This window comes from Massilia eburnea, assembly GCF_009720745.1.
Taxonomy (GTDB): domain Bacteria; phylum Pseudomonadota; class Gammaproteobacteria; order Burkholderiales; family Burkholderiaceae_D; genus Rugamonas; species Rugamonas eburnea.
Map to the genome: position 1 here is coordinate 275,665 of NZ_WNKX01000001.1, position 24,450 is coordinate 300,114.

Sequence of the window (24,450 nt, forward strand, 5' to 3'; positions counted from 1 at the left end):
TCTTTTTCAATCTTGTCATCATTTCCGCTGCCGGATGCGCGAAGCGTTTCCGTGGGCGGCAATGTCTATTTTACGGAAGCTAGTATGCACCCAATGCTGAATACGGCCATCAAGGCCGCGCGCCGTGGCGCCGCTGTGATTAACCGCGCATCCTTTGACCTGGATCGCGTAAGCGTAACTGAAAAACAACACAATGACTTCGTCACTGATGTTGACCAGGCCGCCGAGGCTGCAATCATTGAGGTGCTGCTGAAAGCCTACCCCGACCACGCCATCTTCGCCGAAGAATCCGGCGTGACCGGCACCGTAAATGACGAGAGCGAATATGTGTGGATCATCGATCCACTGGACGGCACCACCAACTTCATGCACGGCTTCCCGCAGTACGCCATTTCCATCGCCCTTCAGCAGAAAGGCGTGGTGACCCAGGCCGTCGTTTACGACCCGGTGCACAACGACCTGTTCACCGCCACCAAGGGCGCCGGCGCCTACCTGAACGAGAAGCGTATCCGCGTCAACAAGCTGGACCGCATCAGCGGCGCCCTGCTGGCCTCCGGCTACAAGCCAGGCTCGCCGGCCGCCATCGCCGAATTCGCCAAGATGTTCACCCTGATGGCCGAGCGCTCGCATGGCATCCGCCGCGCCGGTTCCGCCGCCCTGGACCTGGCCTACGTCGCCTGCGGCCACCTGGACGGCTACTACGAAAAGAACCTGAAACCTTGGGATATCGCTGCCGGCGCCCTGCTGGTGACCGAAGCCGGCGGCATCGCCGGCGAGTTCAACGGCGAATCCAACTATATGAATACCGGCCACATCATCGCCGGCTCGCCGAAGATCTTCGGCCAGATGGTTGGCCTGCTGGCAGAGTTTGCGTAAAGATAAGCCCAAATCCGCCACAAAAGAGGCCCCGCGGGGCCTCTTTTATATTGCCGTGCGTCAATGAACAGGGCTTTACTGTTATACTCCGTTCATGCCAGAAGTTTCCTTGTGGCAATAAAATCCATATAATTTCTAGAATAACCACACTATGTCTTTCTCCGATCTCGGCCTGTCAGATGCCATCGTGCGCGCGGTAGCCGAAACCGGCTATACAGCCCCTACTCCGATCCAAAGCCAGGCCATTCCAGCCGTACTGAATGGCGGCGACCTGCTGGCCGGCGCCCAGACCGGCACCGGCAAGACCGCCGGTTTCACCCTGCCGATCCTGCACCGCCTGTCGACCGATGCGGTGGGCTCGAAGCTGGCCAACAACACCTCGCCGCGCGCCATCCGCGCCCTGATCCTGACCCCGACCCGCGAACTGGCGGCCCAGGTGGAAGAAAGCGTCAAGACTTACGGTAAATACACCAAGCTGAATTCGGCCGTGATCTTTGGCGGCGTCAGCATCAACCCGCAGATCAAATTGCTCAAGCACGGCGTCGACATCCTGGTCGCCACGCCGGGCCGCCTGCTGGACCACATGGGCCAGGGCACCGTCAACCTCGACAAGATTGAAATCCTGATCCTGGACGAAGCCGACCGCATGCTGGACATGGGCTTCATCCGCGACATCCGCAAAGTGCTGGCAGCATTGCCGCCGAAGCGCCAGAACCTGCTGTTCTCGGCCACTTTCTCCGACGAGATCAAGGCACTGGCCGACGGCCTGCTGGACAACCCGAAAACCATCGAAGTGGCGCGCCGCAATTCGACGGTGGAAATCATTTCGCAGAAAATCCACCCGGTCGACCGCGACAAGAAGCACCCGATGCTGTCGCACCTGATCCGCACCCACGCCTGGACCCAGGTGCTGGTCTTCACCCGCACCAAGCACGGCGCCAACAAGCTGGTCGAACAGCTCGGCCGCGACGGTGTGAAAGCCATGGCCATCCACGGCAACAAGAGCCAGACCGCGCGTACCCGCGCGCTGGCCGAGTTCAAGGATGGCTCGCTGCAATGCCTGGTTGCCACCGATATCGCCGCGCGCGGCATCGACATCGACCAGCTGCCGCACGTGGTCAACTACGACCTGCCGAATGTGCCGGAAGACTATGTGCACCGTATCGGCCGCACCGGCCGTGCCGGCGCCAAGGGCGAAGCGGTGTCCCTGGTGTGCGTGGATGAACATACGATGCTGCGCGACATCGAGCGCCTGATCAAGCAGACGCTGCCGCGCGAAGTCATCGCCGGTTTCGAACCGGACCCGAACGCCAAGGCGCAGCCGATCCAGCTGCGCAGCGGCGTCGGACGTCACCAGAACCGTCCGCCTCGCCAGGGCGGCAATGGCGGCGGCAACGGCGCTAATGGCGGCGGCAACCGCAGCCAGAACGGCCAGGGCAAGCCACGCGTGGCGTCCAACGGCAGCGGCAGCGGCGCACCGCGTGGCGCGGCCCCAAGCGGTATCCGCCGCGACGCCCGGCCAGGCGGTGGCGGTGGCGGCGGCGGACCACGCCCATCCAACGCGCCGCGCCAACGCAGCCGCTAAGCGAAGGCCAGGCCCGTTATAATCGCGGGCATGCCACAATTCGCTGCCAACCTCTCCATGCTGTTCACCGAAGCGCCGTTTATCGAGCGCTTCGCGCTGGCGCATGGGGCTGGGTTTAAAGGCGTGGAATTCCTCTTCCCCTACGCCTTCGATTCCGACGACATCAAGGACCGCTTGCAGCGCCACCAGCTGCAACTGGTACTGCACAACCTGCCGCCGGGCGACTGGCAGGCGGGCGAACGCGGCATGGCTTGCGATCCGCGCCGCTTCGAGGAATTCCAGGACAGCGTCGGCCTCGCCCTCGAATACGCCAGGGAGCTGGGCACGCCGCGCGTGCACTGCATGGCCGGCATCCTGCCCGGCGGCGGCGCGCCCGACCGCGCGCGCGAGGCTTATATCCGCTCCCTGCAATACGCCGCCGACCAGTTTGCGCCGCATGGCATCGAAGTCCTGATCGAGCCGATCAACCATTACGACATCCCCGGCTACTTCCTGAACCATAGCCGCCAGGCGCTGGACGTGCTGGCCGATGCCGCCCGCCCCAACCTGTTCCTGCAATACGACATCTACCATATGCAGCGCATGGAAGGCGAGCTGGCCAATACCATCCGCGCCTGCCTGCCGCAGATCCGCCATATGCAGCTGGCCGACACGCCGGGCCGCCACGAACCGGGCACAGGGGAGATCAACTACCCCTTCCTGTTCCGCCTGCTCGACGAGCTCGGCTACCAGGGCTGGATCGGCTGCGAATACGTGCCAAGCACCACCACCGCAAACAGCTTCTCCTGGCTGCGCGCCTGACCTTTGCGCTGGCGCAAACGCGCCGCCCGCATCCAGGCGCAAGATGGTCTCTGCCGCCCGAGGAGACCCGTCATGAAACGCCATCCGTGCATACTGTTGTGCCTGCTGCTGGCCGCCTGCGCCGGCAATCCGCGCCTGCCAGAAGCGCGCGCCCTCGCCGAAGATGCTTCCAAGCTGGCCGGCTTTAACGATCTCAGCCAGCGCTACCGCGACACCTACCAGCGCGAACAGCCCTACCTCAGTCCCGCCGCCGCCGAGCGGGAAGAAGCCATCGACCGCAAGCGGCGCGAAGCCTATCCCGACTTCGTCGCCCTGTACACAGCCGCCACCACCTACCTGCGCGCACTGGGCGCCCTGGCCGGCGGCGATACCTACAATTTCGGCGACCAGGTCAAGCAAATGGCCGACGGCATCAAGGCCTGGCCCGACACCGGCCTGACCGACCGCCACGTCGACGCTTACTCGCGCCTGGTGCGTGTGCTGCTGCGCGCCGCCACGGAGCGTGAACAGGACAAGGCCGTGCAAGCCATGCTGCGCGATGGCGGCGCCCCGCTGCAAGGCACGCTCGACGCCATGCACACCTTGCTGCGCTTCTTCAACAAGAACCACGACAACGAGCAGCGCATCGTGCTCGGCATGCTGGAAGTGGAAATCCCCTACGCCGACGCGCCGCGCGACCGGCTGCTGGCCGCCCTGGCACGCTCGCACCAGCAGGAGAAACTGAAGGAATACCGCCTGCTTGGCTTGCGCCACACGCTCGCCGCGCAGAACATCGATGCCCTCCGTGAGCGCCACGCCGCGCTGGTCCGCAGCCTCGATCCCCAAGCCGCTGACGCCGCCAATCCAGCCAGGGCCGCCGATGCCGGCAACGCATCCGCCGCGCCGCCTGCCATCCCACCCGCCACCGCCCAAGGAGCCCTGCCATGAGCCTGACCGCCAGCCTGCCGCAAGACCTGGAAACCCTGGCCGACAGCCTGTCGGCCAGCGCCGACGAACTGCACCAGCGCATCATGCGTGGCATCCGCCGGCAGCAGCGGCTGGAAGGCGGCTACGGCAAGGACAGCCCCGGCCCGCTGGCGCAAGGCGCGGCCCACGCCCTGTTCGACAACGAGGTCGCGCTGCGCCAGCAAGCCAACAGCCTGTATGCCGACGCCGCCGGCCATTCGCTGGAAGGCATGGGCGTCACACTGCCTGAACTGCTGCGCCTGGCCGACCAGGCACGGATCACGATCCGCCATATCGAGCGCGTCAAGGAGCTGGCCGGCATCAGCGCCGACTTGCTGGCGGTGGCCGCCGCCATCGCCTCTGGCCGGCCCGAGCACCTTTCCGCACCGCTGGAAAGCCTGAAAAAGCAGCTGGCCGCACGACAAACACAGGAGAGTGCGTAAATAGCGCAGCAGGCTTACAATGGTCTTCCGAACAATGAATTCGTGGAGACCGTCATGGGCCTGTCGCCGGATCAGCTTGCATCGTTGCAAGCCGCGCTGGAGCAACGCAAGCATGCACTCCTGCAGCAGCTTGCCGGCCGCATGGACGGCGAGCTGGCGCGCGTGCCGGCGGTCGAGGAAATCGAGACCTCGCCGGCCGACAGCGCCAGCAACCGCACGCTGAACCAGCTGGAGATGGAAGCCGACGAACACAAGCAGGCCCAGCTCAGCAGTATCCGCCACGCCCTGGCTAAAATCGATGACGGCAGCTACGGCCTGTGCGACAACTGCGGCAATGAGATCCCCTTCTCGCGCCTGAATGCGCGGCCGGAAGCCCCGCTGTGCATCGCATGCCAGACGCGGCTGGAGAAAGCGACGGCCGCGCTGCGCTGAAAGGTCAGCCATGGCATATAAAACCATCCTGGTGCATGTCGATGAAGCCCCGCACAGTGCGGCGCGCATCCTGCTGGCAGGAGAACTGGCGCTGCAGGAAGGCGCCCATGTGGTCGGCGTCGCCACCACCGGCATCTCGCGTTTCCTGTACCAGAACGAAACGGTGGACGACAAGGATCCCAACCTGGCGCGCCATCTCGATATCCTGCGCGAGCGCGCCAGCCACGCCCTGGCCGAATTCGCGCCGCGCCTGCAATCGCTGGGCGTGCAATCGTTCGAGCAGCGCATCCTCGATGACGAACCGTCCGCCGGCCTGAGCCTGCTGGCGCGCCATGCCGACCTGGTGATCGTCGGCCAGCTCGCCCCCAATGGCCGCGGCCCCGACGTACCGGCCGACGTGCTGCTGGGCGGCGGCAAGCCGGTACTCGTGCTGCCTTTTGCGGCGCGCACGTCGGCCGCCATCTCGGTCACGCGCGACGGCGTCGCCAGCCCGGGCGGACCGGCGCCCGCGCGCCACATCCTGGCGGCCTGGAATGCCAGCCGTGAAGCCGGCCGCGCCCTGCAGGACGCCCTGCCCCTGCTGCGCCGCGCCGACAGCGTGACCGTGGCCATCATCGATGCGGAAGCGCGCCGCGGGGTATTCGGCGATCCGGCCGGCACCGACGTGCTGGCCTGGCTGGAACGGCATGGGGTGATGGCCAGCGTGGTGCTGGGCCAAGGCGAGCGCCCGGGCTTGCTGAAACGTGCCGGCAGCGTGGGTGAGCAATTGCTGGCCCTGGCCGCCGAACGCGATTGCGATTTGCTGGTGATGGGCGCTTACGGCCATTCGCGCTTGCGCGAATCCCTGCTGGGCGGCGTCACGCGCAGTGTGCTGGACGCGATGACGCTACCGCTGCTGATGTCGCATTAGCCTTCGGAATGCCAAGCCTGGCTGCGGATTTTCGACACCTGCCGCAGCGCCAGCCATTTCCAGATCTGCAGCGCGTCTTCCTGCTTGCAGCTCATATGGCGCGGCGTGGCCAGCGCGATTTCGCAGTCGCGGTCCGACCACTCCTCGTAGCGCACGGCGCCGTCCTGGCCGACTTCGACCTGGTACATCAAACCGTCGTCGTAACCAAACTTCAAGGTGGCGCTGCCGGGTATGCCGTCGGGGCCGTGGATCTTGCCGCCGTAGACATCCGACAATGCGGCCACCAGTTGGGCTTCGGTCGGCGCCGAAACATCGCGGCGGTCCGGCCGCGAAAGTATTACCCATGCCTGTGTCATTGACGTTCTCCCCCTGAATTCACGCGCGCAGCGCATGTGGCAGATGATGTACTGGACGGCAGGGCGTGGTCATGATCCACGTCTAGTTCGCTGCTTTTATTGTAGCAACTATCATACCGAAAATTACTTTTCGCACAGGGGGCGTTTGCATTCCGCAACAGGGCTTCAGATAAATTGCGGGTGTGACAAGGGATCGAAATCCTTCCAGTCGCCGTTCTCGACAATGCCTTCGGCGCGCTCGACCTGGTCGGCGCCCTGGCGGCGCATCAGCGCGACGGCGCGCGCCTCGTCGGCGGCCTCGACAGCCACCGCCACCATCATGCAGGACTGGCGCGGCGGCGGACCCGACTCATCTTTTTCCTGCAGTTCGGAGAAACTGTAGAGCGAGCCGACATGGGCGCCGACCAGGCCGCCCAGCACCGGCCCGAGCGGACCTGTGAGCGGAATGGTGGCAGCGCCGGCGGCGGCGCCGATCGCGGCGCCCGTCACCTCGCCTTTGGCCACCGCTTCCGGTGTTTCCTTCGCTCCCTGCGACTGGGCCTGGTCGCCGCCGGTCGGGATCACATTGTGCTGGCCCGGCGGGTTATTGAAAAAGGTGGTCACGCGGCCCTCGTCGAACCCCGCTGCCTTGAAGGCCTGGCAGGCGTCCAGCGCCGTTTCCTGCAGTTGGAAATGTCCCGCAATGATGGTGCTCATGGCATTCTCCCCAAAAGCACCAGCCTGCCCAAGCCTGGCCGGGGCGACAGTTAGCTATCGCACACGAATCCACGCACACCCTTTCGATTTCCCGCCGTATAATCGTTTTGTCCACACAGATGCCACTTTGACATGAGTAGCTTCCACGACGAAAGGACGTTCGAGCGCACGGCCATAGCACTGTCCGAATTGCTGGACGGTCACCCCGTCGCGACCTTTGTCATCGACAGCGACCATGTCATCACGCACTGGAACAAGGCCTGCGAGCACCTGCTGGGCTGGGCCACGCATGAAATGGTCGGCACCCGCCAGCACTGGCAAGCCTTTTACACCAAGCCGCGCGCCCTGCTGGCCGACCTGATCGTCGACAACATCGATCCCGCCACCGACCGCAATTTCCGCGACAAGTACAAGGCCTCGTCCCTGATCGACGGCGCCTATGAGGAAGAAGATTTTTTTCCGAATATCGGCGCCGCCGGCCACTGGCTGCAATTTACCGCGGCCCCGCTGCGGGGACGCGACGGCCAGCTGGTGGGGGCGATCCAGAGCCTGCGCGACGTGACGGAGCGGCGCGTGGCGGAAAACGCCCTGCGCCGCGCGCACGACAACCTGGAGCACACGGTGCGCCAGCGCACGGCCCAATTGGCGGAAGACATCCGCCAGCGCCAGAGCGCCGAGGAAGAACTGCGCCGCCGCAATATCGAGCTGACGGAACTGAACGAGCAGCTCAGCCGCACGCAGCAGCAGCTGGTGCAGTCGGACAAGCTGGCCTCCATCGGCCAGCTGGCCGCCGGCGTGGCGCACGAGATCAACAATCCGATCGGCTACATCTTCTCCAACTTCGGCACCCTGCAAAGCTATCTTGACAGCCTGTTCTCCATGCTGGACGCCTACCAGCAAGCCGAGGTGGCCATCGTCGACCCGGCGGTGGCGGCGCGCCTGCGCGCCCTGCGCGAACAGGTGGAGCTGGAATTCCTGCGCACCGACATCCCGACCCTGATGCAGGAGTCGAAGGAAGGCATCGTGCGCGTGCGCCACATCGTGCAGGACCTGAAGGATTTCTCGCGCGTGGACAGCCAGCAGGAATGGGTCTGGGCCGACCTGCGCCAGGGCATCGACTCCACCCTCAACATCGTCGCCAACGAAATCAAGTACAAGGCCGACGTGGTGCGCGAATACGCCGACATTCCCGACATCGAATGCCTGCCGCTGCAAATCAACCAGGTGGCGATGAACCTGCTGGTCAACGCCGCCCATGCCATCGGCAACTCGCGCGGGCGGATCGAAGTGCGCACCGGCTGCGACGGCGACGACGTCTGGTTCAGCATCAGCGACGACGGCAGCGGCATTGCGCCGGAAAACCTGGGCCGCATCTTCGACCCCTTCTTCACCACCAAGGAAGTCGGCAAAGGCACAGGCCTCGGCCTGTCGCTGTCCTACGGCATCGTGCAGAAGCACCATGGCCGCATCGAGGTCGAATCGGCCCTCGGCAAAGGCACGACGTTCCGCGTCACGCTACCCAGGGTACGCCCTCCCAACGAGCAGAAGGAAACCCCTTTATGATGACCATCCTGTGCGTCGACGACGAGCCCAACATCCTGTCTTCGCTGCGCCGCCTGTTCCGCGGCAAGGGTTACGAGGTGTTGACGGCCATCAGTGGTGCGCAGGGGCTGGAGCTGCTGGCGCAGCAGCCGGTCGACCTGGTGATTTCCGACATGCGCATGCCCGAAATGGACGGCGCCCGCTTCCTGGCCCAGGTGCGCCAGCGCTGGCCCAACACGGTACGGCTGCTGCTGACCGGCTACTCCGACGTGCAGTCAATCCAGGACGCCATCAACTGCGGCGAGATCTACCGCTACATCACCAAGCCCTGGGACGACAACGACATCCTGCTGATCGTGCGCCACGCGCTCGAACGCCACCAGCTGGAAATGGAAAAGCAGCGGCTGGAAGCGCTGACCCTGAAGCAGAACGAAGAACTGAAAAACCTCAACGCCGGACTGGAACAGAAGGTCGAGGAGCGCACGCGCCAGCTCAAGGCCAACTTCCTGACCACGATCAAGATCCTGTCCAGCATCGCCGAGTCGCGCGGCACCGGCCAGACCGGCCAGACGCGCCAGGTGGCCGACCTGGCGCGCAAAATGGCGGCCCAGCTCAAGCTCGACGGGAACGAGGTGCAGGATATCTTCATCGCCGCCCTGCTGCACGACCTGGGCCGCATCGGTTTTTCCGACGAGATGCTGCGCACGCCGATGACCATGCTGCAGGGCGCCGACCTGGCACAGTTCCGCAAGCATCCGGTCTACGGCGCGCAGCTGCTGATGCCGCTGACCGACATGGGCGGCGTGGCCGCCATCGTCAAGCACCAGATGGAGCGTTTCGACGGCCAGGGCTTCCCGGACCGCCTGGCCGGCTTCGCGATCCCGATCGGCTCGCGCATCCTGACGCTGGCGATCGACTACTACAACCTGCAGCAGGGCGCCCTGGTGCAGCGCCACCTGAAGCCGGAGGAAGCGAAATCGCTGGTGATGGACGGCAGCGGCAAGCGCTACGACCCAGCCGTGGTGCAAGCCTTCCGCCAGGTGGTCGACGGCGGCGTGCGCGGCGTAGCGGAAAGCACGGACGTCGAGCTGCTGTCGGGCGAACTGGTGCCGGGCATGGTGCTGTCACGCGATGTGGTCAGCCGCGACGGCCTGATGCTGCTCGCATCCGACCACGTGCTCAATGAACGCATGATCCAGCAGCTGCAGGACTTCGAGAAAAAGAGCGGCCACCGGCTGCCTATATGGGTTCAGCGCGGAGTGGCAGGTGCACGGTGAAGGCCGTGCCCTTGCCCGGCTCCGAAATCACGCTGATGCGGCCGCCATGCTTTTGCACGATGCCATAGGCCAGGTATAGCCCGAGGCCGGTACCGCTGCCGACCGGCTTGGTGGTGAAGAAGGGATCGAAGACGCGTCCCAGGTGGTCGGGCAGGATGCCCGTGCCATTGTCCTGGATGCGCACGGACACCCCATCGCGCTCGCCGCCGGTGACGATGCGGATTACGCCCTGTTCCGGGATGGCCTGGATCGCATTCAGCAGGATATTACGGAACACCTGGTGCAACTGGCCCGCCAGGCAGCGCAGCGGCGGCAGTTTGCCGTAATGTTTTTCCACCCTGATCTTGAACCGCAGCTCGCTGGCCAGCGCATTCAGCGTGCTGTCCAGGATTTCATGCAGGTCGGCCATTTGCCACTGGCTCTCGCCGGCCGCGGAGAAGTCCTTCAGCGCCTGCACGATGTCGCGCACGCGGCGCAGTCCGTCCATCGATTCGCGCAGCAGGGCCGCCGTGTCCTCTTTCATGAATTCAAAGTCGGCCTGGCGCCGCTGTTCGGCCGAGGTGCTGTGTTCGACCAGCTCGAACAGGGTGTCGGCATAGCTTTTCAGGGTGCCGATATTGGAGGTGACAAAACCCACCGGATTATTGATTTCATGCGCCACGCCGGCCGCCAGCTGGCCGATCGATGCCATATTCTGCGCCTGCAGCAGGGTCTCTTCCATCTGCTTGCGGTCGGTGATGTCGGTCAGCGAGCCGATCACCTCCAGCGGCGCCCCTTGCGCATCGCGGATCAGGCGCAGCTGGTCGTGCATCCACAGGTAGCGGCCATCGGCCCGGCGGAAGCGGTATTCGTATGCGCGCTCGCCTTCGGAGAAAATCTGCGCCAGGCTGGAAAAGATGTTCGGCGCGTCATCCGGGTGGATATGGTCGAACCAGAAATTGGGATCGGCCACCATCTCCTCCGGCCGGTAGCCCAGCACGTTCAGTGCATTGGCGCTGACGAAGGTCATCTTGAAGTCGCCGCTGGGCACCGTGCTGTAGATGATGGCGGGCGTATTGTCGACGAGGTACTTGAGGCGCTGCAGCGGATCGGCCGGTTCGCTGGCGCGGGCCGGCGCTTCGCTGGTGATGAAGTCGAAGTCCTCGAATTCCATTCTCGCTTACCAATCCGCCCATGCGAACGATCGCACCGGCATCGGCATGGACAGGAAACCCGGCTCCGGGACGGGCGGCGGCGGCGCCGCCAGCCATTCGCGCGGGTCGACCCGGTAATACTTTTGCAGTTCGCTGAACAGGGCGGCATGGCGTTCCGCCAGCTGCCACGGCCTGGTGAAGAAGGTTTCCGTCACCACGGCAAAGAATTCGGCGGGACTGGTGGCGCCATAGTGGTCCAGCACGCCGTCCTGGCGGCCCAGCCACGCTGCATGGCGCAGGTTGGCGTAGTCGCGCGAGAGCACTTGCGACCAGCTGCTGTAGCTTTCGCGGCTGCCCAGGTAAGGCGCGCCGTTGGTGCTGCCGGATTCGCTATCGAGCTGGTGGGCGAACTCGTGCAGCACCACGTTGTTGGCGGCCTGCCAGTCCAGGGTGCCGCGTTCCACGTCATCCCAGGACAGCACAATGCGGCCGTCGCTCCACGACTCGCCCAGCATTTGCTGGCGCGCCGGCGTGATGACACCGCCCGCCCCCACTTCCTGGCGTTCGGCAATGAAGGCGCTTGGATAGAGCAGGATGGTATGCAGCGCGCGGTACACCTTGCTCGGTTTGTTCAGCAAGAGCAGGCAAGCCTGGGCCGCGATGGTAATGCGCATTGCCTGCGTCACTTCCAGACCGGCGCAACCGACGAATTTTTTCTGGTGCAGGAATTGCACCACCATGCGCTGCAACTGGCGCTGCAGATCAGGCGCCAGCTTGCGGTAAAAGGGAAGGCTCTTTTCCAGCACGGCCTGGTCGGCCGCAGGCAGCGGCCGCGCCAGGGCGCGCCGCAAGGTCCAGCGTGGATATGCGAAAGGCGCCGCGATTGCCAGCGCCGTCAAGATAAGCCAAAGCCAAGCTTCCATGATGCCGTCCATAACAGAACTCGTTCCGCCACAGATGGGGCTCCTTATCGGCATTTCAACATGCCATTGACAGGAAGCTTAGCACTGTTCCCGGCTCAGGGCATGGCCTTTTGCATGGACGACGGGGCGCCAAACAGGGCGGCGACCAGCGGGTCGCGCTGCACCGGACCGCGATTGACGCGGATCGCATAATGGGTGTCATCGGCCAGGATATGGAAGTGACGGCCATTGCCGGCCATGCTCTGCTCGCGCAGGCTTGGACGCTCCTTGCGCGGCGGTGCGCCTTCACGCTTTGGCTGGGCGATTGCCGCCAGGAAGGCCTGCACGCGTTCGGCGTCCGGGGTCAGCTGGTAGACAGCCTTGCCAAGGTAGGTGGCCGTGCCTTCAATATAGCGAGCCAGTTCGATCACGCCGGCTTCGCGCAGGTCGCGGATATATTTGCGAGCCCCGGAAGGCGAAAACTTCAGGAACCAGGCGATTTCGTCCGCCAGCATCTCGTGGTTTTGCAGTTCCGCCACCAGTTTCTGCATATTTTCGATCCGGCGCAACGTTGCCGAGGTGGAGCGGACGCGCTCGATCGGCGCTAGCGACAGAGCTTTGCGCTCCGTCACGGGACCGGGACGCTCAACCAGCGCCAGGCGTGGACGGGACGGCACAGCCGGCAACGGGGCCGGCAGCTCCAGGGTAGCTTCGATTTCGAGGCCGTGGGACGATTCTCTGATAGCGTGCATTTGAACACTCCTTCTAAATGCCAGGGTGGATTCGCAGGCTCCAGAGTGCCCGCCCGCGACTCATCGGTCTGTGCGGCAACGAACATACAAACGCACAAACATTGGCTATTTGCCAACTTGATTTAGACACCAGGGATCTGTGTGTGTTCCCGAACAGAGTGTTAACCCGGCAGCGACCTATGCTGGAGCCGGCATCAACCAACCAGAGAGGAATGACCATGAAAGCTCCAGTCCTGCTCGCAGCCCTGGCCCTGGTGGGCCTGACCGCCTGCGAAAAGACCGTCACCAATAATCCGCCCCCCCATGTCGAGCCTGCCCCGCCGCCGGCCGTCGTGCCTGGGCCTCCTGGGCCATCCGGCCCACAGGGCGAACCTGGCAAGCCGGGCGAACCTGGGCCGCAGGGTGAACCGGGCAAACCTGGCGGCGACACCGTGATCGTGCAGCCGCAAACGCCACCACCGGAACCGGCCAAATAATGGCCCGGCAACGCCACCCTTTCCCGTTGGGTGGCGTTGCTGAAAATAAATTTTGAGTTTCAGTCAACCGATATCGATTGGTCTACGTTGTAGAAAAGCCACATATTTGCTATACTTAACAGCAATTGTGCGGTAACGCACTGATTCTCGTAGGAATCACGGCCTACACTAAAACCACAGCAAACAAGCTGGGACAGAGAGTCGCGTAACTTTTTTTCTGCGACTTGCTACTCAAACAACGGGAGTTTTCTTGTGAATAAAATTAAGAATATCGCTATCGCCGCCGCACTGATGTCCGCATCGTTCGCTGCTTCGGCGCAGGACATGCTCAACCAGAACTGGTACATTGGCGGCCAAGCCGGCGTCATGCGTCCAGACAGCGACTGGGCGGCCAACAACGACCGCGCTGCTTACGGTCTGAAACTGGGCAAAGCCCTGGACGAAAAGTGGGACCTGCAATTCAACGGTACCTACGGCACCAGCAAAGAGAATTGGAACCGCTACACCCAGAAGCTGCTGGGTGCCGATGGCCTGTACATGTTCAGCCGCAAGTCGGTTCGTCCATTCCTGCTGGTTGGCGCCGGCGCGGAAAAGGATAAGAACAACTTCTCTTGCTGCAACACCCAGCAGACCCGCTGGTCGCCATTCGTGAACGTCGGCCTGGGCGTACAAGCCGATATCACCCAGCGCCTGTTCTTCCAGGCTGACCTGCGCAACGTGCACGGCTTCATCCGTGGCGACCAGTTCACCAATTCCAAGTCGAACAACCAGTACCTGATGTTCTCGCTGAACTACCTGCTGGGCGCAGCGCCACAGCCGGCACCGGCTCCGGCACCAGCCCCGGTCGTGGCAGCACCGGAGCCAGCACCGGCTCCAGCACCAGAGCCAGTCGCTCCGCCACCACCAGCACCGAAGTTCCAGAAGGTGACCATGTCCGCTAACGAACTGTTCGCATTCGACAGCGCCACCCTGGCACCGAGCCAGCCTAAGCTGGACGAGATGGCTAACGTGCTGAACGCCGACACTTCGGTCAACAACGTGATCATCACTGGTCATACCGACCGCCTGGGTTCCGACAAGTACAACCAGAAGCTGTCCGAGCGCCGCGCTGAAGCCGTCAAGGCTTACCTGGTAGGCAAAGGCATTTCCGCTTCCCGTCTGACCGCCGTTGGCAAGGGCAAGTCCCAGCCAGTCGTGCAGTGCAACGACAAGAAGATGAAGCGCGCTGCCCTGATCCAGTGCCTGGAACCAAACCGCCGCGTCGAAATCGACCAGGTGACCGCCGAAGTCCGCGTGAAGTAATCGCAGCCGACGCAGTCTGACAAAGGGGCCTTCGGGCCCCTTTTCTTTTGTGCTCCGGCGCACCGTCAGCGCAGCCGCAGCGGCGTAAGGTTTTGCCATGAGTTGGCGACGATTCCCCCACATTGCCAGGAAACTGCCTGCCGTCGGCTGGTGCGCAATCACCGAGTGGCTGGAACATCGCGCCAGCAGCAAGGGCGCGGCGCTGGCCTTCTATACCCTGTTTTCGCTGGCCCCCATCCTGGTGCTGGTGATTGCCATCGCCGGCCTGTTCTATGGACGGGAGGCGGCGCAGGGCGAGCTGTTCTTCCAGCTGCGCGGCCTGGTGGGCAGCCAGGGCGCGGAAGCGATCCAGCTGGTGCTGTCCGGCGCCGCCAACGAAAAGCAGGGCATGATCGCCACGCTGGTGGCCGGCGCCCTGCTGCTGTTTGGCGCCACCAGCGTATTTACCGAACTCAAAGGCAGCCTGGACGAGATCTGGCAACTGCCGCCCCTGTCCACCGGAGGACTGTGGGACACCATACGCACCCGGCTGCTCTCCTTCGGCATGGTCCTGGTGCTGGGATTCCTGCTGCTGGTGTCGCTGGCAGTCAGCGCCGCCCTCTCCTTCCTGGAAAAAAAGATGGGCGCTTACTGGCACGATGCCGCGCAACTGCTCACCCTGCTTAACCACGTCATCAGCTTCTTCGTCATTTCCGCCCTGTTCGGCGTGATTTACAAGATGCTGCCGCGCGTGAAGCTGTCCTGGCGCGACGTGGTGATCGGCGCCTTCGGCACCGCGGCCCTGTTCACACTGGGCAAATACGCCATCGGGGCCTATATCGGCAACAGCGGCGTCACCGACAGCTTCGGCGCCGCCGGCTCCCTGATTGCGGTACTGCTGTGGGTGTATTACTCGGCCCAGGTGTTCTTCCTTGGCGCTGAATTCGCGCGCCAATACGCCCTGCAGCTTGGCAGCTTACGGCACCGCCACGAATTCGCTTGAGGCGTGGCGCAGCGAACGCCGGCTACATCTGGTTACGAGGCTTACAACTGGTTCAACCACCTTCCGTTCGAGCTCAAGCATGATGGCATCACTCGAACCCAATAAGGAGATTGACCATGAAAACCAACAACGCCCTGATCCGTTCCCTGATTGCCGCCAGCCTGTTCGCCATCGGCGCCGGCGCCCACGCGCAGAACACCGCCGGCGACGTGCAGCGCGACGTCAACCAGCAGCAGCGCATAGAGAATGGCTTGAAGTCGGGAGAGTTGACCACGCGCGAAGCGTCGAAGCTGGAACACGAAGAAGCAGGCGTGGACAAGATGGAAGCCCGGGCGCTGAAGGACGGCCATATGTCGGCCACGGAACAGCAGCGCATCAATGCCGCGCAAAACCGCGTCAGCCAGGACATCTACCGCGAAAAGCATGACGCCAACGTTGGCAACCCGGATTCGGCATCGTCCAAACGCATGCAGGCCGACGTCCAGCGCAACGTCAACCAGGAAAAACGCATCGAGCAAGGTGTGAAGTCGGGTGAAATGACCAATCGCGAAGTAGCCCGCGCCGAACGCCACGAAGGCCGCATCGACCGCCGCGAAGCACGCGCCGGCGCCGATGGCCACGTCGGCGCGCGCGAACAGCGCCGCATCCAGCGCGCTGAAAACCGCGAAAGCAAGCGCATCCATCACGCCAAGAGCAACGACGCCGTGCGCGGCTAAGTTTCCTGGGCAGCGGTACGGCCCCGCGCCGCTGCCCACTCTTTGCGCATCATTCGCCGAGCAATTCAGCCACCACCTGCATTCCCTCCACCTTCTCCGCGACCACCTTCACGATCACCACCACCGGCACGCCAAGCAGCAAGCCCCACACGCCCCACAGCCAGCCCCAGAACAGCAGGCTGACGAAGACGGCTGCGGCATTCATGCGTGCGATGCGTCCTGTCATCCAGGTCGCGATAAAGGTGCCGACCAGGGTCGCAATGGCGATCGAAGCCAGCGCCACCATGAATACCATCTGCAGCGATTCCGTTTGCAGGTAAGCGGCCACGCTGAGCGCACAGACGATCAGCAACGGTCCGAAATACGGCATCAGGTGCAGCAGGCCGGCCACGATGGCCCAGGCGCCCGCGTTTTCCAGGCCGATGAACTGCAAGGCCATCCACATCAGCAGCGCCAGCAGCACGTTGGTCACCAGCAGCATGAACATATAGCCCTGGATCGAGGTGTTGATTTCATCCAGGATCTGCAGCGTCACTTTCTTGCGCGTCAGCGAAGGGCCGGCCAGCTTGACCAGCTTGCGCTTGAAGGTATCGCCCGACAGCAGCAGGAAGAAGACCAGGAACACCACCATGGTGGCCTGGCTCAGGAAAGACAGCAGGCCGCGCGAACCGGCCCACACCCAGTCGATCACCTTGATGTGCGCGCCATCGGCGACCACTGGCGTCGGCTTGCGCGGGGGCTGTTTGCCGGCGGTGGCCTGTTCGATCTGGGTGGCGACATCCTGGATGCGCTTCAGCGTGCTGTCTTTGCCGCTGGTGGTCGAGGCCACGAGGCGCGACAGCTTGCGGCCGGCTTCCGGCAGTTCTTCGATGATGTTGGAAAATTCGTCATGCACCATTTCCGCCGTCACCGTCAGGCCGAGCAGGATGGCGCAGGTCACCAGGGAGGTGCCAAGGGCGCGCCGGATGTGGACGCGCTCCAGCGTGACGACAACGGGGTTGAGCGTATAGGCCAGCAGGATGCCGAGCAGCAGGGGCACAAGAAAGCCCTGGCCCCACTGCAAGGCGTACAGGAAGGCAACGGTGGCGAGGATGGTCTGCGCCAGGCGCATGCGCCGTGCCAGCCGCGTTTATTTGACGCGGATGTCGTTCTTGACTTCTTTGACACCTTTCACGCCGCGGGCGATTTCGCCAGCGCGCGTAATGTCGGCAGGCTGGGCCACGAAGCCGCTCAGCTGCACAGTGCCTTTGAAGGTTTCGACATTGATTTCAGTCGACTTCAGCGATGGCTCGTTGAAGATGCTGGCTTTGACCTTGGTGGTCAGGGCCGCGTCGTCGATGTATTCGCCGGCGCTTTCCTTGGTCGGGGTCGAGGCGCAGCCAGCCAGGCTGAGGGTGGATGCAATGAACACGGCAGTAGCAAATTGATGTGCGAATTTCATGGCGCTTCTCCTATTTGAGGTGGGTGTTCCGGGCACTAGTGTCCAGCTAACAAGAAGCAAATTCTGTTCGCTACCGAACATTGTGCGGGATCGCACAGACGAGCGCAGGCAGCCAGCCATAAGCTGCGCCTAATCCCACCCACAGGAGGAGACGTTATGAAACCGACTGTATCCTTGGCAGCAATCATGGTGGCGGTAGCCGCCCTGAGCACAGGCTGCTCATCAAGTAGTCCCAATTACGCACAAGCGACCGATTATTCGACCCAGGGCGACTATTCGACCTATGGCACGGTGGACTCGATCCGCGTGGTGCGGGTCGATTCCGGCACCAGCGGCGCCGGCGCCGTCGCCGGCGGCTTGCTGGGCGCACTGGCCGGCAGCCAGATCGGCTCCGGTAGCGGTAAGACCGCCGCCACCGCCGCTGGCGCCATTGGCGGCGCCGTGATCGGCAACCGCGTCGAAGAAAACCGCAGCCAGCCACGCGAGGTGTACCAGATCAGCGTGCGCATGGATAACGGCGATTACCGCACCATCAACCAGGACAGCGCCTACGACCTGCGGGCCGGCACGCGCGTGCGCGTGGTCGATGGCCGCGTCTATCGTTACTAAGGGGAGGCCGACATGGCAACCATCCTGCTGGTCGTACTGGTCCTTCTGGTCATCGGCGCCCTGCCCACCTGGCCGCATAGCCGCAACTGGGGTTATGCGCCGAGTGGCATTGCAGGGCTGATCGTCGTCGTTCTGCTCATCCTGCTGCTGACCGGCAGGCTGTAGCCGAGGAGCCCATCATGAAACTGCTGATCGGCGCCGCCCTGGCCCTGGGTCTATGCGGGCTGGCCGGCGCGCAAGTCACGCCGCCGGACGTCGCCCGGCATCAACAGCAAGAACTCAAGCGCGGTGACCCGCCGCGCTGGAGCAAGCCGGACCGCACGCAGGCGGCCCAGCTTGCCACGCTGCGCAAGGAAATCAGTGCCGCCCTGCGCGAAGCCCTGGAAGCCTGCAAGCAACAGGGAGCGGGCGCCAATAGCGCCTGTGTGAAAGAAGCGCGCGCGACAGCCCGGGAGGACATGTCCAATATACGGGAAATCAACATTGCCTCGCGTGACTTATCTAAAACGTATGAAACCAGTGGTAAATAGTCTTTTTTTGTATCAATGCGGTAACAAGGCATACTGGCCCATGGCCAGGTCGGGTATCATGCGCGCATGCCACATGCATACCAATTACATAGAGAGCAACACCGGGAAGCGACTGTCCAGCGTTTGGGCATTGCCCGGGAGCTCTACGACCGCTACACCGCGCTGAGCGCCCCGCACGTCACCTGCGTGCGGGTGCGCAAAGGCACGGTGCTGCAGGAAGCGGGCACCCGCGCCACCCACTATTACTGGATTTCCAGCGGCGTGGCGCGGCGCGGCCACATTTCCGTGGCCGGCGAAGACCTGACCCTGGGCTTCATCACCGAAGGCGAAAACACCGGCTCGCACAGCGATATGATGGGCGGCCTGCAGGGTGAACCGGCGCGCGAATTCTTCGTCGCCGAAACCCCGGTGGAAGCCTGGCGCATCGATTGGTCGGCCATGCAGCGCCACAAGGCCGAGCATGGCTTCGTGCACGAGTACTACCTGAAGATTATCGAATGCAGCATCCGCCGTTATGCGGCCAACCTGCAGATCCGCAGCCACAGTTCGGCGGAAGCGCGGCTGGCAGCCTTCCGCAGCCAGTTCCCCGGCCTGGAGCAGCGCATCACCCAGCGCGCGCTGGCTTCCTACCTCGGCATCACGACGCAGTACATGTCGCGCCTGCGCAAGACGGCGTAGCGCCGCTTACGCGTCGGGCTTGCGCCGCACCAGCCAGAACGCGGCCAGCGCCGCCAGCACGCCGGCTGCAGCGGCCGGCTTCCACAGGCGCTTGCGCGCAATCCACGATGCGAGCGGCAGCACGTACGGCAGCACGCTCTTGAAGTTCAGGCCCGACAGGCCGCCGCCTTCGCCGATCAGGTTGCCAAGGCGCGACTGCAGCGTGCCGATGGCCTGGTCGACTGCGCTATGCAGCAAGGCTTGCGGCTGCATGGCATGCATGACTTCATGCTTGGAGCGCAAGGTGCTCAGGCGGTACAGCTCCCCTTCCCGCAACAGCCTTTCCTTGGCTACGGCCAGGTCCTGCAATTCCTGTTTGGACGCCATGGTCTCCCTTTCAAAGCAGCATGTCGCGGTCGGACTTGAGTTCGGCCATCGTGGCCGTCAAGCCCAGCTTGCCCTGCCGCACCAGGCTGCGGCCCCACAGCACCAGCCCGATCGCCAATACCGCAAAGGCAATGGCCAGCACCAGCAGGATTTTCCAGCCCATCGCTTCCCAGCACAGGTAGATCAGGGTCGCCGTGCCGAACGCGATAGCGAACCAGGCAGCCAGCATGGCCACCGCGAACACGATGGACAATTGCAGCAGCGTGTCGCGCACCTCGGTCAGCTCAAGGGCCGCCAATTCCAGGCGCGACAGTAAAAGGTGCAGGCAGTTTTTGGCGAGCCCGGCCAATGAGGCGATCAGGCCGGGCGGTGGCGGTGTCACCTGGTTCTCGCTGGCCATCGCTTATTTGCGGCCGAGGATAACGCCTACCAGCAGGCCGACGCCGGCTGCCACGGCGATCGAGCGCCAGGGGTTTTCCTTCACATAGGCATCGGTCGAGGCCGCTGCCTGCTTGGCGCCGGCAATGGCGCTGGCCTGGGCTTCATGGGCTTTGGCCAAGGCGGTGTCGAGCGCCTTCATGCCGCGGCCGCGCAGCTCGTCCGCTTTTTCACCGGTCAACGCGGTAGCGGCAGTAAACAGGGCTTGCGCATCCTTGACCAGGGTTTTCACATCGTTGTTGACGGTACTGATGTTCTGTTCCAGCATGATAGGACTCCTCTCAGGTAAGTGGTTTACGCCAATAAGTCTCGCATATCGTCGGCGTGTTCTTCCTCCACCGCCATGATTTGCGTCAAGAGTTGCCTGGTCGTCGGGTCGCTGTCGCCGATCAGTTCGATCATCTGGCGATAGCTCTCGATAGCCACCCGCTCTGCCAGCAGGTTGGCACGCACCATCGCTTGCACCTCCCTTGAGTCATCATACTCGGCATGACTCCTGTCGAGCAACGTTGCTGGATTGAAATCAGGCTGGCCATTGAGCTGGACGATGCGTTCGGCCAGCCAGTCGGCGTGCTGCTGCTCTTCCGTCGCATGCTGCAGGAACTCGGCCTTGATAGTGGCATGGGCCAGGCCGGTCACCGTGTAGTAGTGGCGCTTGTAGCGGTTGATGCAGACCAGCTCGGTGGCCAGCGCTTCGTTCAGCAATTGCAGCACCTGGGCGCGGTTGCCCTTGTAGCCCTCGGTCACCGGACCGTCGGCCATATTGCGGGCCGCCGCGCGGATTGCGTTCTTGTCGATCATGGAATCTCCCCTGTTGGCCGCCTCAGCGGCGATAAGTTACCGGGCGGCCCGCTTCGGACAGCACGATTTCCACCCGGCGATTCATCTGCCGGTCGGCTGCCGTCGCATTGCTGGCTACCGGATAGGCTTCGCCATAGCCGCGTGTTTCGATGCGCGAGCGGTCCACGCCCATCTGGCTCAGGGCCATGCGCACGGCTTCGGCGCGGCGCTGCGACAGCTGCAGGTTGTAGGCGTCGCTGCCGGTGCTGTCGGTGAAACCTTCGGCCAGCACGGTGCGGTCCGGGTTTTCGCGCAGCACGTCGGCCAGGCGCTGCGCCACCGCCATGCCTTGCGGCGTCAGGTTGGCGCTGTCGGTGCTGAACAGAACGTCGCCGAAGGTGACGACGATGCCGCGTTCGGTCTGCTTGGCCTGCAGGTCGGCCAGCTGGGCTGCCAGGGCCGCGGCGCGCGCTTGCGCATCGCCTTTCGCCGCTTCGGCGTTGGCGGCCTGGGCCTGCGCGGCCTCGGCATCCATGCGGGCCTGGTCGGCACGGCGCTTGGCCGCTTCCGCTTCGGCCGTGCGCGCTTCCAGGCGCACCTGGTCGCGCTGGGCGGCAGCGTCTTTCAGCTGGTCTTCGGCGGATTTGGCGCGCGCGATTTCCTGGGCGCTGGCGATCTTCTGCTTGGCGACATAGGCCAGCTTGTCAATCGTCTGCAGGCTTTCGCCGTGGGCCGAGGCGACGTTGGCCTGGTCCAGGGCGCGGGTTGCTGCCGCCATTTCGGCCGGCGCATACTTGGCCACCAGCGGGTTGGACTGGGCTTGCGAATAATCGGCGCGCGCAATTTCCAGTTCGTTGGTGGTGGTCGGGGTGGTGCTGCAGGCTGCCAGGGCCAGGGCCGCTGCCAGTGCAACTGGTTTGAAGTCAGGCTTGAACATGATGGCTCCTTTCTCAGCGAGTCATACTGCTGTTGGCGCGCTCGAGCTCTTCTCGCAGCACGCGGATGTCTTCTTGCAGCTTGTCGGCGGCTTCCGTGGCCTTGGCGCTGCTGGCCTTGCTTTGCGCCAGTTTGGCATCGGCCTGCGCCTGCTGCGCCAGGTCCTGGGCAGTGCGGTAATCCTTGGCTGCCAGCGCCTGGTTGGCACGCAGCATCTTGTCCCGCGCTGCCGACATTTCCGCCGGGGCCAGTTCCGGCGCACCGGTCGAGGCTGCGGCCTCCACCGCCGTACGCGATGAAGCGACTTCGGCCGTTGCCGGGGTCTTCATGCTGCTGCACCCAGCCAAGGCAAGCGCTGCCGCGATGGTCAACAGTGGCAAGCGAATCGGCGTATCCATTGTTGTTCTCCTCAAAAGCAAATGGGGTATTCGCTTTATATAAGCTGTCCCCGCTGGGTTCAGTACGGTGCCGCACATTGCAGTCGGGCTGCCGGGTGTAGGCTGTCGCCATGGCACATACAATTTCTCGCCGCGCAAAGATCAGCCTGGCAGTGCTGGGCTTTTTGCTGGCCATTCCGGCGGTGGCCCTCGTCATCCTGCTCAACTATGACTGGAACCGCGCCCGGCCCTGGCTGGGTGCGCGCGCCAGCGAGGCATTGCAAAGGCCGGTGGAGTTACGCGGCAACCTGTCGCTGACCTGGCAAAAGCAGCCGCTGCCGGCGCAGGAGCGCAGCTGGCGCGACCATATTCCCTGGCCGCACCTGGTGGCGCAGGATGTGCACGTCGGCAATCCAGCCGGCCTGCCGCAGGGCGACACGGCGGCCGCGCAAACCCTGGCGTTTTCGCTCAGCCCGTTTGCCCTGCTGGCGCGCAAGATCTCGATTCCCGAATTGCGTTTCGACCAGCCGCAGCTGGACCTGCTGCGCCAGGCCGACGGCCGCAACAACTGGACCCTGCCCAAGCGCCCGCCATCGGCATGGCGCATGGAACTGGACCGGGTGGTGTTCACGCGCGGCACCATCAAGCTTGATGATGCTCAGCAGCATATCGCCGCCACCGCCCACGTCGACACGCTCGACAATGATCCACGCTACCGCGTGAAGTGGACGCTGCAAGGCAAGTGGAACAAGCAGGACATCACCGGCAAGGGCAAGACCGGCGCCGTGCTGGCCTTGCGCGATACCGGCCAGCCCTTCCCGATCCAGGCCGATGCCAAGGTCGGCCTGGTCAGCGTGGCGGCGGAAGGCACGCTGACCAATCCGGCCCAGCTGGCCGCCATCGATCTGCAGATGAAGGTGGCCGGCGCCTCGGCAGCGCGCCTGTACGCACTGACCGGCCTGCTGCTGCCGGAAACGCCGCCCTTCACCACGTCCGGGCGCCTGAGCGGCCACCTGGCCGAGGGCGCCAGCCAGTGGACCTATGAAAAATTCACCGGCCGCGTCGGCGACAGCGACATCAGCGGCACCCTGTCCTACCAGCAGCGCAAGCCGCGCGGGCTGTTGACGGGTTCGCTGCAATCGCACCTGCTGCAATTTGCCGACCTCGGCCCGCTGATCGGCGCCGACTCCAATGCCAAGAAGGAAGAGCGCGGCGTGGCCGCCGTGCAGCCGGCAGGCAAGCTGCTGCCGGTGGAAACCTTCAAGACTGAGCGCTGGACCGCGCTCGACGCCGACGTCAGCTTCCACGCCGAGCGCATCGTGCGCACCAAGGAATTGCCGCTGTCGAAACTGACGACGGAATTCCACCTGAAGGACGGCGTGCTGCGCCTGACGCCGCTGAACTTCAACTTTGCCGGCGGCCAGGTCGCCTCCAAGGCCACGCTGGACGGCAGCAGCGGCGAAGCGGTGGCCGCCACGCTCGATGCGACGGCGCGGCACGTCAAGCTCAAGCAGCTGCTGCCCACGCTGCCCGACCTGAAACAGGCGACCATCGGTGAAATCAATGCCGACGCCAAGCTCACGGCCAAGGGCAACTCGGTGGCCACCATGCTGGCGCATGCGAATGGCGAGCTGAAAACCCTGGTCAACGACGGCACGGTCAGCAAGCTGCTGCTGGAGCAGATGGGCCTGAACATCGGCAATATCGTGCTCACCAAACTATTCGGCGACAAGCCGGTGCACCTGAATTGCCTGGCCGGCGACTTTGGCGTGCGCGACGGCCTGGCGCAAACGCGCTACCTGCTGGCCGACACGGACGACGCCGTCGTGCGCGTGAACGGCGACGTCAACCTGGCCAGCGAAAAGATCGACTTGACGCTCAAGCCCGAAACCAAGGGCCTGCGCATCATCTCGCTGCGCGCCCCGATCTATGTACATGGCACGCTCAAGCAGCCCAACGTCGACATCGACAAGGGTGTGATCGCCATGCGCGCCGGCGGCGCCCTGGCGCTGGGCGCCATCGCGGCCCCGGTAGCGGCCCTGGCGCCGCTCATCAGTGCCGGCGGCGCGGGCGACGACAACCAGTGCGCCGCCCTGCTCGCCGCGGCGCGGGAAAAACCGAAAGCGCCGCCGCCAGGCAAGATGCAAAGGTAACAAACCGTTACTTCGT

Annotated in this window: 31 protein-coding genes; 18 read left to right on the forward strand and 13 right to left on the reverse strand. The window is 64.0% G+C overall.

Going from position 1 to position 24,450, the window contains the following annotated elements:
* Positions 1 to 93: 93 nt before the first annotated feature.
* The 7 genes from GM658_RS01355 (at position 94) to GM658_RS01385 (ending at position 5,992) form a co-directional block, all read left to right on the forward strand.
* Complete coding sequence (locus tag GM658_RS01355; protein WP_155452437.1) at positions 94 to 876, forward strand: inositol monophosphatase family protein; 783 nt, start codon at positions 94 to 96, stop codon at positions 874 to 876.
* Positions 877 to 1,027: 151 nt separating this feature from the next.
* Positions 1,028 to 2,461: a DEAD/DEAH box helicase gene (locus GM658_RS01360; protein ID WP_155452216.1), complete on the forward strand. Its 1,434-nt coding sequence runs from the start codon at positions 1,028 to 1,030 to the stop codon at positions 2,459 to 2,461.
* A gap of 30 nt (positions 2,462 to 2,491) precedes the next feature.
* The gene (gene otnI, locus GM658_RS01365) at positions 2,492 to 3,262 is read left to right on the forward strand and encodes a 2-oxo-tetronate isomerase (protein ID WP_155452217.1); all 771 of its coding nucleotides are present in this window, start codon (positions 2,492 to 2,494) and stop codon (positions 3,260 to 3,262) included.
* Positions 3,263 to 3,334: 72 nt separating this feature from the next.
* Positions 3,335 to 4,189 carry a hypothetical protein gene (locus tag GM658_RS01370; RefSeq protein WP_211841792.1) on the forward strand — a complete coding sequence of 285 codons (855 nt, stop codon included), beginning with the start codon at positions 3,335 to 3,337 and terminating at the stop codon, positions 4,187 to 4,189.
* Entirely contained in the window at positions 4,186 to 4,650 is a 465-nt protein-coding gene (locus GM658_RS01375) for a hypothetical protein (RefSeq protein WP_155452218.1), read from the forward strand. Before GM658_RS01370 ends, GM658_RS01375 begins: the two co-directional genes overlap by 4 nt.
* 42 nt (positions 4,651 to 4,692) lie before the next feature.
* Positions 4,693 to 5,082 (forward strand): TraR/DksA family transcriptional regulator, encoded by a 390-nt coding sequence (locus GM658_RS01380; RefSeq protein ID WP_371865011.1) that lies wholly within the window; start codon positions 4,693 to 4,695, stop codon positions 5,080 to 5,082.
* Between the two features lie 10 nt (positions 5,083 to 5,092).
* Positions 5,093 to 5,992, forward strand: coding sequence for a universal stress protein (locus GM658_RS01385; protein ID WP_155452220.1), 900 nt, complete (start codon positions 5,093 to 5,095; stop codon positions 5,990 to 5,992).
* Here the strand turns inward: GM658_RS01385 and GM658_RS01390 are convergent.
* Positions 5,989 to 6,348: a hypothetical protein gene (locus GM658_RS01390; RefSeq protein WP_155452221.1), complete on the reverse strand. Its 360-nt coding sequence runs from the start codon at positions 6,346 to 6,348 to the stop codon at positions 5,989 to 5,991. The genes GM658_RS01385 and GM658_RS01390 overlap by 4 nt on opposite strands.
* 165 nt (positions 6,349 to 6,513) lie before the next feature.
* Positions 6,514 to 7,044, reverse strand: a complete 531-nt coding sequence (locus tag GM658_RS01395) for a hypothetical protein (RefSeq protein WP_155452222.1) — start codon at positions 7,042 to 7,044, stop codon at positions 6,514 to 6,516.
* Positions 7,045 to 7,176: 132 nt separating this feature from the next.
* Here GM658_RS01395 and GM658_RS01400 point away from each other — a divergent pair, with 132 nt between their 5' ends.
* Together GM658_RS01400 and nosR are read left to right on the forward strand one after the other, a co-directional pair.
* The gene (locus GM658_RS01400; protein ID WP_155452223.1) at positions 7,177 to 8,607 is read left to right on the forward strand and encodes an ATP-binding protein; all 1,431 of its coding nucleotides are present in this window, start codon (positions 7,177 to 7,179) and stop codon (positions 8,605 to 8,607) included.
* Complete coding sequence (gene nosR / locus GM658_RS01405; RefSeq protein WP_155452224.1) at positions 8,604 to 9,863, forward strand: response regulator c-di-GMP phosphodiesterase, NosR family; 1,260 nt, start codon at positions 8,604 to 8,606, stop codon at positions 9,861 to 9,863. Before GM658_RS01400 ends, nosR begins: the two co-directional genes overlap by 4 nt.
* On the opposite strand, the gene GM658_RS01410 is transcribed toward nosR, so the two are convergent.
* From GM658_RS01410 to GM658_RS01420, 3 genes are all read right to left on the reverse strand, one after another.
* On the reverse strand, positions 9,826 to 11,016 hold the full coding sequence (locus tag GM658_RS01410; RefSeq protein WP_155452225.1) for a PAS domain-containing sensor histidine kinase: 1,191 nt from the start codon (positions 11,014 to 11,016) through the stop codon (positions 9,826 to 9,828). The two genes, nosR and GM658_RS01410, sit on opposite strands and share 38 nt — an antisense overlap.
* Positions 11,017 to 11,022: 6 nt before the next feature.
* On the reverse strand, positions 11,023 to 11,919 hold the full coding sequence (locus tag GM658_RS01415; RefSeq protein ID WP_155452226.1) for a M90 family metallopeptidase: 897 nt from the start codon (positions 11,917 to 11,919) through the stop codon (positions 11,023 to 11,025).
* 95 nt (positions 11,920 to 12,014) lie between these two features.
* Entirely contained in the window at positions 12,015 to 12,650 is a 636-nt protein-coding gene (locus GM658_RS01420) for a winged helix-turn-helix domain-containing protein (protein WP_229416705.1), read from the reverse strand.
* Between the two features lie 218 nt (positions 12,651 to 12,868).
* Between GM658_RS01420 and GM658_RS01425 the strand changes: the two genes are divergently transcribed.
* The 4 genes from GM658_RS01425 to GM658_RS01440 all read left to right on the forward strand — a co-directional run bounded on the left by GM658_RS01425 (position 12,869) and on the right by GM658_RS01440 (position 16,126).
* Entirely contained in the window at positions 12,869 to 13,126 is a 258-nt protein-coding gene (locus GM658_RS01425) for a hypothetical protein (RefSeq protein WP_155452227.1), read from the forward strand.
* A 252-nt stretch (positions 13,127 to 13,378) separates the two neighbouring features.
* The gene (locus tag GM658_RS01430) at positions 13,379 to 14,428 is read left to right on the forward strand and encodes an OmpA family protein (RefSeq protein WP_371865012.1); all 1,050 of its coding nucleotides are present in this window, start codon (positions 13,379 to 13,381) and stop codon (positions 14,426 to 14,428) included.
* A 97-nt stretch (positions 14,429 to 14,525) separates the two neighbouring features.
* Positions 14,526 to 15,410: a YihY/virulence factor BrkB family protein gene (locus GM658_RS01435; RefSeq protein WP_155452228.1), complete on the forward strand. Its 885-nt coding sequence runs from the start codon at positions 14,526 to 14,528 to the stop codon at positions 15,408 to 15,410.
* A gap of 116 nt (positions 15,411 to 15,526) precedes the next feature.
* Positions 15,527 to 16,126: a hypothetical protein gene (locus GM658_RS01440; protein WP_155452229.1), complete on the forward strand. Its 600-nt coding sequence runs from the start codon at positions 15,527 to 15,529 to the stop codon at positions 16,124 to 16,126.
* Positions 16,127 to 16,175: 49 nt separating this feature from the next.
* Here the strand turns inward: GM658_RS01440 and GM658_RS01445 are convergent, their stop codons facing one another.
* Positions 16,176 to 17,237 carry an AI-2E family transporter gene (locus tag GM658_RS01445; RefSeq protein WP_155452230.1) on the reverse strand — a complete coding sequence of 354 codons (1,062 nt, stop codon included), beginning with the start codon at positions 17,235 to 17,237 and terminating at the stop codon, positions 16,176 to 16,178.
* Positions 17,238 to 17,255: 18 nt separating this feature from the next.
* Complete coding sequence (locus GM658_RS01450) at positions 17,256 to 17,567, reverse strand: BON domain-containing protein (RefSeq protein WP_155452231.1); 312 nt, start codon at positions 17,565 to 17,567, stop codon at positions 17,256 to 17,258.
* A 156-nt stretch (positions 17,568 to 17,723) separates the two neighbouring features.
* Between GM658_RS01450 and GM658_RS01455 the strand changes: the two genes are divergently transcribed.
* The 4 genes from GM658_RS01455 (at position 17,724) to GM658_RS01470 (ending at position 19,384) form a co-directional block, all read left to right on the forward strand.
* The gene (locus tag GM658_RS01455) at positions 17,724 to 18,176 is read left to right on the forward strand and encodes a glycine zipper 2TM domain-containing protein (protein WP_155452232.1); all 453 of its coding nucleotides are present in this window, start codon (positions 17,724 to 17,726) and stop codon (positions 18,174 to 18,176) included.
* Between the two features lie 12 nt (positions 18,177 to 18,188).
* The gene (locus tag GM658_RS01460; protein ID WP_155452233.1) at positions 18,189 to 18,341 is read left to right on the forward strand and encodes a DUF3309 domain-containing protein; all 153 of its coding nucleotides are present in this window, start codon (positions 18,189 to 18,191) and stop codon (positions 18,339 to 18,341) included.
* Positions 18,342 to 18,355: 14 nt separating this feature from the next.
* Positions 18,356 to 18,706: a hypothetical protein gene (locus GM658_RS01465; RefSeq protein ID WP_155452234.1), complete on the forward strand. Its 351-nt coding sequence runs from the start codon at positions 18,356 to 18,358 to the stop codon at positions 18,704 to 18,706.
* 123 nt (positions 18,707 to 18,829) lie between these two features.
* Positions 18,830 to 19,384, forward strand: coding sequence for a Crp/Fnr family transcriptional regulator (locus tag GM658_RS01470; protein ID WP_211841793.1), 555 nt, complete (start codon positions 18,830 to 18,832; stop codon positions 19,382 to 19,384).
* A gap of 6 nt (positions 19,385 to 19,390) precedes the next feature.
* Here GM658_RS01470 and GM658_RS01475 read toward each other — a convergent pair whose 3' ends face one another.
* From GM658_RS01475 to GM658_RS01500, 6 genes are read right to left on the reverse strand one after another with little or no spacing between them, the layout of a single operon-like run.
* Entirely contained in the window at positions 19,391 to 19,750 is a 360-nt protein-coding gene (locus GM658_RS01475) for a hypothetical protein (RefSeq protein WP_155452236.1), read from the reverse strand.
* A 10-nt stretch (positions 19,751 to 19,760) separates the two neighbouring features.
* Complete coding sequence (locus tag GM658_RS01480) at positions 19,761 to 20,150, reverse strand: phage holin family protein (protein WP_155452237.1); 390 nt, start codon at positions 20,148 to 20,150, stop codon at positions 19,761 to 19,763.
* A gap of 3 nt (positions 20,151 to 20,153) precedes the next feature.
* Positions 20,154 to 20,456, reverse strand: coding sequence for an ElaB/YgaM/YqjD family protein (locus tag GM658_RS01485; protein WP_028104002.1), 303 nt, complete (start codon positions 20,454 to 20,456; stop codon positions 20,154 to 20,156).
* A gap of 26 nt (positions 20,457 to 20,482) precedes the next feature.
* Positions 20,483 to 20,989, reverse strand: a complete 507-nt coding sequence (locus GM658_RS01490) for a ferritin-like domain-containing protein (RefSeq protein ID WP_155452238.1) — start codon at positions 20,987 to 20,989, stop codon at positions 20,483 to 20,485.
* A gap of 22 nt (positions 20,990 to 21,011) precedes the next feature.
* The gene (locus GM658_RS01495; RefSeq protein ID WP_155452239.1) at positions 21,012 to 21,905 is read right to left on the reverse strand and encodes an OmpA family protein; all 894 of its coding nucleotides are present in this window, start codon (positions 21,903 to 21,905) and stop codon (positions 21,012 to 21,014) included.
* Between the two features lie 13 nt (positions 21,906 to 21,918).
* Positions 21,919 to 22,302, reverse strand: a complete 384-nt coding sequence (locus tag GM658_RS01500) for a DUF4398 domain-containing protein (RefSeq protein WP_155452240.1) — start codon at positions 22,300 to 22,302, stop codon at positions 21,919 to 21,921.
* Between the two features lie 110 nt (positions 22,303 to 22,412).
* Here GM658_RS01500 and GM658_RS01505 point away from each other — a divergent pair, with 110 nt between their 5' ends.
* Complete coding sequence (locus GM658_RS01505; RefSeq protein WP_155452241.1) at positions 22,413 to 24,434, forward strand: AsmA family protein; 2,022 nt, start codon at positions 22,413 to 22,415, stop codon at positions 24,432 to 24,434.
* Positions 24,435 to 24,450: the final 16 nt, after the last annotated feature.